This window comes from Persicitalea sp. (assembly GCF_041751555.1).
GTDB lineage: Bacteria > Bacteroidota > Bacteroidia > Cytophagales > Spirosomataceae > Persicitalea.
The window spans coordinates 1-13,521 of record NZ_JBGSXF010000156.1; the positions used below are offsets into that span (position 1 = coordinate 1).

Consider the following 13,521-nt stretch of genomic DNA (forward strand, 5'->3'; position numbering starts at 1 on the left):
TGCCGATCATGCAAGCCCAGGTACTTTGGCCCACGACCAGCATGGCATCGTTGATGATGCGAGTAGGTACTTCGGGATTCAGCAGCAGCAGTTCAATGGTCGCCCCCGTGGGTTTTTGAAAATATACCCTCGCCGGGATCACTTTCGTGTCGTTGAATACCAGCAAACTTTCGGCGGGAAGCTGGTCGGCGAGTTGGTGGAAGTGATGATGGCTAATGGTACCATCCTGATAGTTGAGTAGTTTGGAGCTATCGCGTGGTGACACGGGATAACGGGCTATACGGGCATCGGGCAGGTCGTAGGTGTAGTCGCTGAGTTGAATTTCCTGCATACTCAATCCAATGAAATCTCCGGTATCGGCGGACGCATCAGTCGAATGGGCAGGGCGATGAAAATCACGATTAGCGTACCGAAACCAAGGTAGAAGAGCCAGGCAAAGGAAAAAACGTCCTGCTTGAACTGATTGCTATTCAAGGTGCCGAGGGCAAACAAACTAAGGGCCACGATGGTATTGATGGCGGCGACCAGGCAGTAGAGCCAATTGGTCAGGTGCTCGTCCAATTCCTCCCGGTAATCGGTCCAGGCCCGGCGGTTGGGCAGGGGCAAAAGCGAGAGGGGTACTTTGTGAACCTGTTTAGCAATAGCGCGAATGACCACATTGTTGAAAATAATCAACCCCATCACGATGTAGAAAATTGTCGATTTTTCCAGATAGTTTTCAGCCATGCCGGAAGCGGCGAAGTTCACCGCTACCAAGTCCGGCAGCAGCGAATACGTCCAGCCCAGTGCACCTACGACCAGCAGGATTGAAAACCAACGCCAAATTTTTATGCTGAATGTAGAGACTTTCAAGAGGTAGAAATCAGTTTTTTTGGCAAAATTAGGGCCGTAGGTCTCTAAAACCTAATGCCTGACAATCTAACACTTACCAAACCATGAAAATATATACCAAAACGGGCGACAGCGGCACGACGGCCCTCATCGGCGGTACTCGCCTGAGCAAGGCTCACATTCGTATCGACGCTTATGGTACCGTGGACGAACTCAATTCGTACATTGGCCTGCTTCGCGACCAGAACGTCAACACGTCACGTCGCGACTTATTAAAGGAAATTCAGGATCGTTTGTTCACCATAGGCTCGCACCTCGCCAGCGAACCCGACCAAACCCGCAAAAAACTCCCCGACCTCCACGAAGCCGATATTACGCTACTGGAGACAGAGATGGACGCGATGGATGCCAAACTACCCGCATTGCGTGCGTTCGTACTACCGGGTGGCCACGAATCGGTTTCTTTTGGGCATGTGGCGCGCACCGTGTGTCGCCGCGCTGAGCGGGCGGTCATTCTTTTGCATGAACACGAAGCCGTGGAAGAAATCGTGATCCGCTACCTCAACCGACTTTCTGATTATCTTTTCATGCTCTGCCGGATGATGACACAGGAATTGGGGGCGGAGGAAGTGGCTTGGAAGGCGCGGTTGTGAGTCTTTAGCTGGTTCGCCAGTTCGGTTCGCTCAGATTGACAAAGGAAATCTAGAATTTTCTAGTCTTAAAAGTAAACTGCCTCCAACCGCGCCAGTGGGGCCATTCTAGCTCTGTGCAAAAACAGCGTGTCGCCGGAAATGGCGTAGCTGTCCGCCTTTTCCAACACTTTTAGAAAACGCCCTTCCGGCTTGTTGTTAGCGCAAAACTTCCTGGTAACCGCTAACGGCGAAAGGGAAAGGCGGTTGCCATCCTTCATTTCGTAAGTACCACGCAGCGTATTACAGCTTATGGAGCCTTCCACGACGTTACCCGCCTTGCGGAATTTCAGGTGCGCCTCGCGCTGCCCCTCCGCCGTCGAGCCGATCAGCTGGCCGTTCAGTTCTACCAATTTCCAGTAGTTTTCCTGCAAGGGCGCACCGGGAGTGCGTCCTACCTGCATATCGGCCTGGCTGTCTGCCATCTGTTTTGAGTTCTTACAATTAAAAAGGAAGTAAGATCCTGACAAGACTATTACGCTCAGAATCAATCTTTTCATAAATAATTATTGGAAAAATTGAAAGGTGTGTTCGTTGATGTTTGCAACGCAATCTGCAAAAAGATCCTTCAATCTTTTGACCGTCTAACCCAAAAAACTCACTCCTGAGAACCTCCGCCAAATCGTCCCGAAGAAATCTGCGACCCAAAAAACAGTGCGTTCAGGAAGACTTTATTCGTTCCGTACCAAAACGCCCGGAAATTTGGGTTGTCCAGCAAGGCAATCACCTTGCCCGAACCCAGGTTGTTGCACACAATGGCGGGCGAGTTACGAATCAGCTTCTCGTTCTGAGTCGACATATAGCCACTCACTAGCGGACGGTCGGTGTAGATGGCGGGTGCGCCGTAAGGGTCTTTGATTGACTGCACAAAATTGTTGTGATCGCGGAAAACGTTCAGCGTTGGCTCTTTATAGCCATAGGCCAGTGGGTGCGTCAAATCCAATTTTACTTGAAAAATAGCGCCACCTGTTACCTGTGCGCCCTGATAGAGGTTGGCGAGGGCATAGGGTTTCGGCCCAGTGGTGTCGTTAGCAATCGTCTTCATTTTTATAGTGGAAAGTCCTTTTTCGGCGGCCCATTCGTTAGCATCGGTCATCGCGATCAGTACTCCGCCCGCCCGAATCCAGTCGCGGACTTTGTCCACGGGCAGTGCGTTGTAGTTGCCGCTGACCAGAATGAGCGTGTTGTACACGCTCAAATCCAGACGACTGAAACTACCCATGTCGGCCATCGTCAGGGGTACTTTGATGCGCTGATCCAGCAGGTGCCACACTTCCCCGGCGTCGTTGCTGTTGACGCCCGAACCCACCAGCATTAGCGGTTTAGGCTGGCGCATGGTCTTGAAATTCTCACTGCCGAAGTCGATGCCACTGCTCGTCAGGCCTGTGCTGGCGGCGTAGAAATCGACACCGTCACGGGCAGCTAGGCGTTGCAGCAGTTGGTAGGTAGAATCAGGATTGTGATCACGAACTTGTATCTGGATCGTGCCATAGTCGAATTCGCGCGGTTTGCCGTCGATAGTGGCGGTAAGCGGCTGGGCGGCGGTTTTGACGCGGTAGCCCAGTTTTTGGAGTTCGTACAAAGCGCGGGGCGCGAAGTAGCTGTCCCATTCGAATAGGTACGAGTAGTTCGTTTTGCCAATCACTTTTCCCGCCGGGAAGGGATTCTCGGTCAATTTTTTTCCCAAAGAAACATTCGCCTTCGACTCCACATAGGGCACGTTAAAGGTGAGCGGCATGGCCCAGGCCGAAATGTCATAAAACAGGCTATCCTCGAACTCGGTGCGCTTCTCGAAAATCGCCTTCACTACTTTCCGCTGCGCTTGATCGAGAGGCACGACGAAGGCATTGTCCTTCGGAAATTTGCGATTGTCCAGCGTTTCGTCCTTACTTAATTCATAGACTGAAATGTCGTTGCGGTGCAGAATATTGACCATTTCCCAGGTGCGAGCGCGGTCGTTGCTGCCGCCGAAGACGTAGGCCTTCACGGGGTCGGAGGTAGTTTTATAAAAATCCCGCATATAATCCAGTAACTCCACCCGCATGGCCCGCGCCGCCCGCAGCGTGGAGAGTGTTGCCGTGAACTGGTTGCGAACCGTAAAGGGGAAAGTCAGCAGCCCGTTGTTAGTTTCCTGAGCGTGGCCGCGCGAACTCGCCTGCTCGAACAGGATGCCGATGCTGCCGTTGACGTCGGGATAGGTCGAGCCTTTGCCGTAGTAGAAGTCGTCGTAATTTTCCTGGGTGTAGTAGTAGGAGCCGATCTTATCCAGCTCGGCGGCGTGGTAGGCACCGATTTTGGCCGTAAGGTCGATGTTCAGGCGCGGCGTGAGCGGGTGGGTCCGCGAGGCCACGCCGGGCTGGAAAAAGAAGGTAGAGTTGCTGCCCATTTCATGGTGGTCGGTTACGATGTTAGGCTTCCAGGCGTGGTACTTTTCCATGCGCCCCTGACTTTCGGGATGCTGGGTGTAGAGCCAATCGCGGTTCAGGTCGACCCAGTAGTGGTTGGTGCGGCCACCGGGCCACGCCTCGTTGTACTCCCGCGCTGCCGGGTCACTCACCTGCGTGATGCTTTTGTGGGTGTTGACCCAACTGGCAAAGCGGTTGCCGCCGTCGGGATTGATGCAGGGGTCGAGCAGAATCACGCACTCGCGCAGCAGCGAGTCGATGCCCGCGCCCTGCGCCGCCGCCAGGTAGTAGGCCGACAGCAGCGAGGCATTGGTTCCACTCGGTTCGTTGCCGTGTACCGAGTAACCCAGCCACACCACGGCGGGCATACTGGCCGTTTTCAGTCCCGCCGACTGCGAGGGGTCAGTAAGTTTGACGTGTTCGGTGCGGATATTTTCCAGATTGGCGTGGTTGGCCGGATTGGTGATCGTGAGCAGCAGCAGGGGCCGCTGCTCGTAGGTGCGGGCGTACTCGGCCAGCGTGATACGATCGGAAAGTTCGGCCAATTTCTTCATATAGGCCACGCGCTGATCGTGCGTAACGTGCCATTCACCGACCTGATAACCCAAAAATTGCTGCGGCGTAGGAATTGCCGGGTCGTAAGTGACACTGTTGGGGAAATAATAGCTGTCAGCGACCTGCGCCTGAATTGTGAAAGTACCAATGAAAGTCAGGAGTAAAAGCAAATATTTTTTCATGCAAATCCAGGGTTGGGTTAAGATTTGAACGAAACTACAAAAAAATAAGGGTACTCGTCGGAGTACCCTTGTGATTTGGCTCGTATTCGGATGGTGATAATTACATTTTCACTTCACCGTGTTCGCCTTCGTCGTTTTGCTCGCCCGTAATTAGGGCTTTCGCAATATGGTAAGCCTGTACCATAGAAGAGGAAGAGCTATCCCAGTATTCGGCTGACTTGATATTGACTTTCAGTACCGTCAAATCGGGGTCGTCCAAACCATCGGGAAACCACGCCTTCACCGTCTGATTCCACAGCTCTTTTTTAACGGCTGCGTCGTCCACGATGGAAGCCTCGCCCACAACCGATACGTACGATTGGGCGTCGATATCCGCGTAAGCAACGTTCACATTCGGGTGTTTTTGTAGTTCTTCGGTTTTATGGGAAGTACGGCTTGTGAAGAACCACAGATTTCCGTCGGCGTCCAGTTTCTGGGTTTGCATCGGGCGGCTTTTGTGGTCGCCATCGTCCTGCATGGTAGTAAGCATTCCTACTTCAATATTGTCGATTATCTCTTGTACTTTGTTCAGTTCGTAGTTTATTTCTTCGCTTTTCATTCGGGTAAAGTTTAGGGTTGAAAACTATTCTTCCAAACGCTACCAAAATTGGGCCACCTATTAGGTGTTAGGTATTGGGTTGTTAGACATTAGGTTTGCATTTTCCTTAAATTCAAGTATTTAAGTGAATCGTTAGCCACTTGAAAGAGAACTATATCTCGGTCAATCATCTGACGACCTTGGCAGATGTTGAAAACCTTACTCACTCTCTTTTAGACCCCCACCGTATCGCCCTCATCCAGCATGATCTGCTTTTCGAGGTAGGCGATGACAAGCGAAGCCACGTCGATCCCGGTGGTTTTCTCGATGCCCTGTAGACCTGGCGACGAGTTGACTTCCATCACCATCGGTCCCTGGCTCGATTGCAGCATATCCACGCCCGCCACACGCACGCCCAGCGCCCGAGCGGCATCCAGGGCGGCGTGTTCTTCCTCGGGCGAGAGCACCACGGGCGTTCCCGCCCCACCCCGGTGGAGGTTCGAGCGGAAATCACCCTCGGCCCCCTGCCGCCGCATAGCCGCCACCACTTTGTTACCCACGACGAACGCCCGGATATCCGCGCCTTTTGACTCGGCTACGAATTCCTGAATGAGGAAGTTGGCCTTTAAGCCAAAAAAGGCCTCAATAGTGGATTTGGCGGCTTTGGAAGTCTCAGCCAACACCACGCCCACGCCCTGTGTGCCTTCCAGCAGTTTGATGATGACAGGCGGGCCGTTGACGATTTTGATTAGTTCATTGACCTGCGCCGGGTTTTTGGCAAAAACGGTTTTGGGAATACGCACCCCGGCCTGGGCCAGAATCTGCATCGAACGCAGCTTATCACGCGAGCGGGTGATGGCCTGGGATTTAACCGTCGTATAAACCCGCATCAGCTCGAACTGCCGCACCACCGCGCAGCCGTAAGCCGTTACCGACGTACCGATGCGCGGAATAATGGCGTCAATACCAGCGATGGCCTTACCTTCGTAACGGATAGAGGTCGTTTCGCCCTCGATCATCAGAAAGCATTTCAGGTGGTTGATAACCACGGCTTCGTGGCCCCGCCCCCGGATGGCTTCCACCAGGCAGCGCGTCGAATATAGTTCAGGGTCGGTCGATAAAACGGCGATTTTCATACAATAGTGTTAAGCTCCGAGCTGGAGCAGGAGAGTAATGTGCGCAAATGGCGGCCCAATATCAAACGGATTTATCAGAACTCCGTCTGGGGCCAAGTGTTTTTACGAAAATATAATTATTGGGAAACATCGACAATAAACTTCCCTTTCAGCAGGCGACGGCCCAGCAGCACGGGGAAAGTCATTTTGTAACGATCGGCCAGCGAAAACTGAGTACGTACCTGCCGCCCCGCCACCTCGACAGTCGTGCGGATGACATATCGCTGCTCCGATTGTCCGAAGGAATTTTTGACCGTTCTTTCCTTGAAGTCACTCACCAGAATGGGCTTGCTGGCCCCGCCTTTTTTCATATCCAGTACAAAACTAAGCAAGGTCTGCCCGTTCCGCTCGATGACTTTTACTTTGGAACAGTGAAAAGACGAGGTAGCCGCGCCCGTGTCCACCCGCGCCGGCACGCCGTGCCAGTCGAGGTCGGGGAAATTAATGGTGGCCGTGGCTCCGATGGTGGTTTTTTCGGCGGGAATGGGCGTCTTCTTTTTCATGTATTTTTTTGAAATAAGCGAACCGTAGTCAGGGACAAATCCAGGAAAACCATCTTTGCCCGTACATTACGCTCTACGTGGTAATACGCTTCGTTGATTTCCGTGATCAAAGGTTCGAGTGAGTCGGCGGGTACGGCTTTGGAAAAATTCTTGACAAAAGTAAGTTCTTCCTCCGGCACGCGCAGCAGTTCGCCCGCCCCTTGCGTCCACAGCAGCATGTCGCGGAAAAGCCGCAGGGCGTAATCGAAGATTCCCTTTTGCTTCTCCTTGCTCATGCCGTCGAAGGCATCGGCCCGCTTAACCAGCTTGATGACCTCCCGTTTGTAGCATTCCCGCATCCACTCACCAAACCAGTCGTGGCTTTCGTCCTCCTTTTCCAGAAGTAATTGTCGGGCCGCCGACAGGTCGCCATCGCAAAGGTAGGCAATCCGCTTGGCGCGTATTTCGTCGGTATTGTGATGTTTTTGTAAATACTCCACCACATCCTCATCACGGAAAGCGGGTACCACCAGCCGCTGCGTCCGGGAAATGATGGTCGTAATCAACCGATCCGACTGCTCCGTCACGAGCAGGAAAAGCGTTTTGGCGGGTGGCTCTTCCAGAATTTTCAGCAAAGCGTTGGAGGCCGACAAATTCATCAGCTCCGGCTGCCACAAAATCATGATCTTGTATTCGGCCTCGAAGGATTTCAGCGACAGTTTGCCAATAATTGCCCGCGCTTCCTTAATGGGAATGATGCCCTGCTGATTGTTGGTTGCCTTAATAAACGCCAGCCACTCGGGCAACGTCCGAAACGGGCTTTCTCCCAAAAACTCGCGCCAACTCGGCGTCAATTCGCCCAGCAAATCCTCACCGTCTTTCGGCGAGCGCGGCAGTGGGAAAATCGAGTGCAGATCGGGATGCACCAGCTTGTTCATCTTTACGCAGGAAGCACAGACGCCACAGGAATCCTCCTCGCCCCGATTCTCGCAGTTGATATACGTCGCCAGCGCCAACGCCAAAGCTAACCCGCCGCCACCCGACGGCCCGTCGAACAGCAGCGCGTGCGCCACATGACTCTGCCGCACCGCGCGCCGCAGGGTAGTTTTGGTTTCTTGTAAGCCGGGGAGGTCGGAGAAAAACAATTTTGAATGAGTGAATGATAGAATGATAGAATAAACTGGCTAAAGCAATATTCTACCATTCACCGCTCGGGCGGCCCCGTCATTCTATCATTCAAAATTGATCGGAGCACCGCTTCCCGCTTCTCATCGAACACAAACTCCCGCCTGCGCATCGTCTCTTTGATTACAGCCAGGGCTTTGTCGAAGCGGTAAGGCGTGAAGCCTTCGGCGGCTCCGCCCCAGGAAAAAGATGGAATGTACTTGGGTTGGAAGCCCGCGCCGAAAACGTTGACGTTGACGCCCACGACCGTACCCGTGTTAAACATCGTGCTGATACCTGTCTTGGTGTAATCGCCCATAAATAGTCCGCAAAAAATCCGCCCGGTATCTTCCAGGCTTTGGGTCGCGTAGTTGTAAAGCTTCACGTTGGTATAGTCGTTTTTCAAGTTGGAGTTGTTGGTGTTGGCTCCCAGGTTGCACCATTCACCGATTACCGAATTGCCCAGATAGCCATCATGGCCTTTGTTACTATATCCGAAAAAGACCGAATTGTTGACCTCGCCGCCTACTTTGCAGTAGGGCCCGACGGTCGTGTTGGGTCGAATCTTCGCGCCTTGTCCAACGACTGCACCTTCGCCCATTGCGAACGGTCCCTGAATGATGGCACCTTCACCTACTGTGGCGTTGCGGCCCAGATAAATCGGCCCGCCCTCTGCGTTCAGGATCGCGGAGCGGATCGTGACGCCTTCTTCGATGAAAATACTTTCGGGTGCGTAGCAGCGCGTGTGTGGATCTTCGAGCGGTAGGGTATTTCGGTCAGCAGTAAGTAGTTTGTAGTCAACACCAATTTGACCGCCGTTCTCGACAAAAATGTCCCAGAGGTTTTGGATAGCCAGGTATTCGTCCGGAAAAATGTACTCCCGCAGCCCTGCCGTTTCCCGTGCTTCTGCCCAACCAGCCGAAACCGTTCTGACCGCCAACACGCTGCGGTCTTTGGCGCTGCGAAGAAAACTCTCCGGCGGCAATTCGCCGATGACCTCAACCAGCCGTTGATTGGGACAAAGCGATCCATCTATATAAACATGGTCATTCGAAAGGGAAAAGCGGAAAAGTTCGCTCAGATACTTTTCAGTGGCGTAGGAAGGTTCGGTACCCAGCCAATGCCCCCACTTTTCGGCTAAGGTCAAGATACCGCAACGAATCCCCGCCACGGGGCGGGTAAAGGTGAAGGGTAGCAGCTGCGTCCGAACGACGGGCGTATCGAAGAGAATGACGGAAGGCATAAGTTAAACGAGGGTTCTGGCCAAATTTCGGCTATTTTTGCGAAGCACCCAAAAAACAAGGCAGTCCCTTTGCGCGCAAAGGGACTGCCTTGTTTTTATTTAAAAAGACGAAAAGACTTAGGCTTGCTCCTGCGCCTGCTCCTTATTGCCGTAACGCTTCCTGAACTTGTCCACGCGACCGGCGGTGTCCACCAGCACGTTTTTGCCCGTGTAAAAAGGGTGCGACTGCGATGAAACTTCCACTTTATAGACGGGGTAGGTCTTACCGTCTTCCCACTCAATCGTATCTTCGGTTTGGATGGTCGAACGGGTGACGAATTTGAAATCGCTGGAAAGGTCCCAGAAGATTACTTCGCGATAATCGGGGTGCGTATCTTTTTTCATTACTTATATGTTGTTACTGTGCTGATTGCGCTTTTTTGAAATAAGGACTGCAAAAATAGGGACTTAATCCCGAATCTCCCAACCCGACTCCGTAATTTTTTATTCGAGAACCGTTTGCTCAGTTTTTTGAACAAAACAAAACCCTCCGCTTTCGGTTTGCCAGGCAGGTTCGTACCTTTACGAACGGCCAAGGCAAACTCGCCGAACGCCCATTCGGTCAGACCTCCTCAGTTTCTGATTAACTTCCATAAACAGCCAGATCTCAGGGTCGGCTTGTTCGATGACCTTTTATTTCCTGAATCTCTGTGTTTTGGGTAAATAATTCTACGGTCTGGTCTTTATAACTACTTGATAATTAATTCTATACAGGTCAGATTTTTTGAAAATATTTTGTGGTATTTTTCGGGTAAAATGGCTTTCTGACACTTACTGGATAACGTACTTTAAACTAGTTTCTTAACATTACCGTAACACTGAAAATGCGTTAGATTTTTCAAAGTAAGCCTGGAAATACGCATTTCCGACGGTTGCTTTTCTCACCGCAAAATCGTTATTTCAGGAAATTTTTTCATAACCCCTCCCTCAGAATACCCATCCATAAAAAGTACCAAAACCAAAACAACACCCATAAAACAAACACATCTATGCCCATGTACGTAATCAAGCGCGACGGTCGCCGGGAGTCCGTCAAGTTTGACAAAATTACCGCCCGGATCGAAAAACTCAGCTACGGACTAGACCCCAGCTTCATTCAGCCCATTGAAGTAGCGAAAAAAGTCGTTTCCGGCATCTACGACGGCGTCACCACCGCCGAACTCGACAACTTGGCGGCGGAAACATCGGCCTCGATGACCACCAAACACCCCGATTATGCCATTCTGGCGGCACGGGTAGCCATTTCTAATCTGCACAAGAATACGTTGAAGTCGTTCTCGGCCACCATGAAGCGGCTTTACACTTACGTAGATCCCAAAACGGGCGACAACGCTTCCATGATTGCGAAGGAAGTCTATGAGGTCATCCGTAAAAACGCGGCTCTGCTCGACTCCACGATTATCTATGACCGCGACTACAACTACGACTACTTCGGCTACAAGACGCTCGAAAAGTCTTACCTGCTAAAAGTGGACGGCAAGATCGCCGAGCGCCCACAACATATGCTCATGCGCGTAGCCATCGGCATTCACCCCGATAACGTGCAGAAGGCCGTCGAAACCTACACGCTGCTGTCGGAAAAGTGGTTTACGCACGCCACGCCCACGCTCTTCAACGCCGGCACGCCCAAACCGCAGATGTCGTCCTGCTTCCTGCTGACGATGAAGGAAGACAGCATCGACGGCATTTACGATACCTTGAAGCAGTGCGCCCTCATTTCGCAATCGGCAGGCGGCATTGGCCTCAGCATCCACGATGTGCGGGCCACGGGTACCTATATTAAAGGAACCAACGGCACCTCCAACGGCATCGTGCCGATGCTGCGTGTGTTCAATGACACGGCGCGCTACGTGGACCAGGGCGGTGGCAAGCGCAAAGGTTCGTTCGCGATTTATATGGAACCCTGGCACGCCGATATTTTCGATTTCCTGGATTTGAAAAAGAATCACGGCAAAGAAGAACAACGCGCCCGCGATCTGTTCTACGCCATGTGGATTCCCGACCTGTTCATGAAGCGCGTCGAGGACAACGACACCTGGTCGCTGTTTTGCCCGCACGAGTGCCCCGGCTTGTCCGACACGCACAGCGCGGATTTCGAGAAACTCTACGAGCAGTACGAACGCGAGGGCAAAGCCCGCAAGACCATCAAGGCGCAGGACCTGTGGTTCGCGATTCTGGAGTCGCAGATTGAGACGGGTACGCCTTATATGTTGTACAAAGACCACGCGAATGCTAAGTCGAACCAGAAGAACCTGGGTACGATCAAGTCGTCGAACCTGTGTACCGAGATTATGGAGTACACCGCGCCCGACGAGGTGGCGGTCTGTAACCTGGCGTCCATTGCCCTCACCAAGTTTGTGGAGGAAGGCGAAGACGGATTCTCGCGCTTTGACCACCAGAAGTTGTACGAGATCACGAAGGTCGTCACGCGCAATCTCAACAAGATTATCGACCGCAACTACTATCCCGTCCCCGAGGCCGAGAAGAGCAACAAGCGCCACCGCCCCATCGGTATCGGTATTCAGGGTCTGGCCGACGCGCTCTGCCTGCTGCGGATGCCCTTCGAGTCGGACGAGGCGCGGCGGTTGAACCTCGATGTGTTCGAGACGATCTATTTCGGTGCCATGGAAGCTTCGATGGAACTCGCCAAGGAAGAGAAGCCTTACGAAAGCTGGGAAGGTAGTCCGATTTCACAAGGAATTTTCCAGTTCGACATGTGGAACGTGACGCCCGACAGCAACCGCTGGGACTGGGAGAAACTCCGCAAGGCCGTCGTGAAGTACGGCGTGCGCAACTCGCTGCTGTTGGCCCCAATGCCGACCGCTTCGACCAGCCAAATCCTGGGGAACAACGAGTGCTTCGAGCCATTTACGTCCAACATCTACGTGCGTCGGGTACTTTCCGGCGAGTTTGTGGTTGTGAACAAGTACCTGCTCAAAGACCTCGTGAAGCTGAACCTGTGGAATGAGGACATGAAGAACAAGCTCGTGCAGGCCAACGGCTCGATCCAGCCGATTCCCGGCATCCCGCAGAATATCAAGGACCTGTACAAAACCTCTTGGGAGATCAAGCAGCGCACGCTGCTCGATATGTCCGCCGACCGTGGCGCTTACATCTGCCAGTCGCAGTCGCTGAACGTGTTCATGGAGGAGCCGAACTTCGCCAAGCTGACGTCGATGCACTTCTACGCCTGGAAAAAGGGCCTGAAAACGGGCATGTACTACCTCCGCACCCGCGCCGCCGCCGATCCCGTGCAGTTCACGGTGCAGAAGCAGGCCGAGCCGCAAATCGAACCCGCCCTGGCCGTCGCCGAGAAGGAACTCGACTACACGCAGTACGCGCAGGAGCACACGGAGGCCGCTAAGGCTGCCCCCGCAAGGGATAATAAGGCGGATATGCAGTGCTCGCTAGATGACCCTGAGGGGTGTGAGGCTTGTGGGGCGTAGTGAGGTTTGAATTTTTGTAGAAATGAAAATGCCCTCGTTTAGTAGCGAGGGCATTTTTTCCTATATTACTCGTCACGATTTCTTTTATTCAAACAAGGATAGTGAAATGTTTTTATCAAATTAGATTACTTTCAAGATGTCTAACCACAAGAAACTTGGACAGGTATTTACGCCAAGCTGGATTGTTAACGAAATACTGGATTCAGTAGGTTATTTTGGTGAATCTATTTTGGATAAATATATTTTAGAGCCATCAAGCGGTGATGGTGCCTTTTTAATTGAAATCGCGAATCGGTATATTGATGTGTGTCTAAGTCAGGGAATTAATAATTATACAATAAAGAATCGGTTAGAAAAGTATATTTACGCCATTGAATTAGATACAAAAGAATTTGATAAATCGATTCAAAATTTAAACAAATTAGTATATGATAAAATAAAAATTAAAGAAAACATAGATTGGAAATTTTATAACAGCAACACATTATTTCTATATAAAAAATATTTAAATTATTTTGATTTTGTTGTTGGTAATCCTCCTTATATAAGGATTCATAACCTTGATATTAATACCAGAAAAACATTAAAAGAAAACTTTTTATTTTCTGAAGGTACATTTGATATCTATTTATCTTTTTTTGAAATGGGTCTTCAAATGTTAAAGGAAAATGGTTATTTAGGATATATTACACCTAACAGTTTCTTGCATAACTCCTCTTACAATTTATTTCGG

At 51.6% G+C, this 13,521-nt stretch carries 13 protein-coding genes; 3 read left to right on the forward strand and 10 right to left on the reverse strand.

Going from position 1 to position 13,521, the window contains the following annotated elements:
• Together ACEW8P_RS05375 and ACEW8P_RS05380 are read right to left on the reverse strand one after the other, a co-directional pair.
• A partial coding sequence (locus ACEW8P_RS05375) for an S-adenosylmethionine:tRNA ribosyltransferase-isomerase (protein ID WP_373512079.1) occupies window positions 1–331 on the reverse strand: 331 nt, incomplete at its 3' end.
• Between the two features lie 2 nt (window positions 332–333).
• Window positions 334–852: a hypothetical protein gene (locus ACEW8P_RS05380; RefSeq protein WP_373512080.1), complete on the reverse strand. Its 519-nt coding sequence runs from the start codon at window positions 850–852 to the stop codon at window positions 334–336.
• An 83-nt stretch (window positions 853–935) separates the two neighbouring features.
• Here ACEW8P_RS05380 and ACEW8P_RS05385 point away from each other — a divergent pair, with 83 nt between their 5' ends.
• Entirely contained in the window at window positions 936–1,484 is a 549-nt protein-coding gene (locus tag ACEW8P_RS05385) for a cob(I)yrinic acid a,c-diamide adenosyltransferase (protein ID WP_373512081.1), read from the forward strand.
• Window positions 1,485–1,549: 65 nt separating this feature from the next.
• Here ACEW8P_RS05385 and ACEW8P_RS05390 read toward each other — a convergent pair whose 3' ends face one another.
• From ACEW8P_RS05390 to ACEW8P_RS05425, 8 genes are all read right to left on the reverse strand, one after another.
• Window positions 1,550–1,945 (reverse strand): META domain-containing protein, encoded by a 396-nt coding sequence (locus ACEW8P_RS05390; protein ID WP_373512082.1) that lies wholly within the window; start codon window positions 1,943–1,945, stop codon window positions 1,550–1,552.
• A gap of 173 nt (window positions 1,946–2,118) precedes the next feature.
• Window positions 2,119–4,662 carry a M14 metallopeptidase family protein gene (locus tag ACEW8P_RS05395; protein ID WP_373512083.1) on the reverse strand — a complete coding sequence of 848 codons (2,544 nt, stop codon included), beginning with the start codon at window positions 4,660–4,662 and terminating at the stop codon, window positions 2,119–2,121.
• A 100-nt stretch (window positions 4,663–4,762) separates the two neighbouring features.
• Window positions 4,763–5,260 carry a pyridoxamine 5'-phosphate oxidase family protein gene (locus tag ACEW8P_RS05400; RefSeq protein WP_373512084.1) on the reverse strand — a complete coding sequence of 166 codons (498 nt, stop codon included), beginning with the start codon at window positions 5,258–5,260 and terminating at the stop codon, window positions 4,763–4,765.
• Between the two features lie 212 nt (window positions 5,261–5,472).
• Window positions 5,473–6,375, reverse strand: a complete 903-nt coding sequence (gene rimK, locus ACEW8P_RS05405) for a 30S ribosomal protein S6--L-glutamate ligase (protein WP_373512085.1) — start codon at window positions 6,373–6,375, stop codon at window positions 5,473–5,475.
• A gap of 116 nt (window positions 6,376–6,491) precedes the next feature.
• A complete protein-coding gene (locus tag ACEW8P_RS05410) occupies window positions 6,492–6,917 on the reverse strand; it encodes an ATP-dependent zinc protease (RefSeq protein WP_373512086.1) in 426 nt (141 codons plus the stop codon).
• A complete protein-coding gene (locus ACEW8P_RS05415) occupies window positions 6,914–8,041 on the reverse strand; it encodes an ATP-binding protein (protein WP_373512087.1) in 1,128 nt (375 codons plus the stop codon). The genes ACEW8P_RS05410 and ACEW8P_RS05415 overlap by 4 nt, the downstream gene beginning before the upstream one ends.
• Window positions 8,042–8,100: 59 nt before the next feature.
• Window positions 8,101–9,303: a putative sugar nucleotidyl transferase gene (locus ACEW8P_RS05420; protein ID WP_373512088.1), complete on the reverse strand. Its 1,203-nt coding sequence runs from the start codon at window positions 9,301–9,303 to the stop codon at window positions 8,101–8,103.
• A gap of 117 nt (window positions 9,304–9,420) precedes the next feature.
• A complete protein-coding gene (locus ACEW8P_RS05425; protein ID WP_373512089.1) occupies window positions 9,421–9,687 on the reverse strand; it encodes a type B 50S ribosomal protein L31 in 267 nt (88 codons plus the stop codon).
• A 650-nt stretch (window positions 9,688–10,337) separates the two neighbouring features.
• Between ACEW8P_RS05425 and ACEW8P_RS05430 the strand changes: the two genes are divergently transcribed.
• Together ACEW8P_RS05430 and ACEW8P_RS05435 are read left to right on the forward strand one after the other, a co-directional pair.
• The gene (locus ACEW8P_RS05430; protein ID WP_373512091.1) at window positions 10,338–12,788 is read left to right on the forward strand and encodes a ribonucleoside-diphosphate reductase subunit alpha; all 2,451 of its coding nucleotides are present in this window, start codon (window positions 10,338–10,340) and stop codon (window positions 12,786–12,788) included.
• 136 nt (window positions 12,789–12,924) lie between these two features.
• Window positions 12,925–13,521: Eco57I restriction-modification methylase domain-containing protein (locus tag ACEW8P_RS05435; protein WP_373512090.1), on the forward strand; the 597-nt coding region annotated here is incomplete at its 3' end.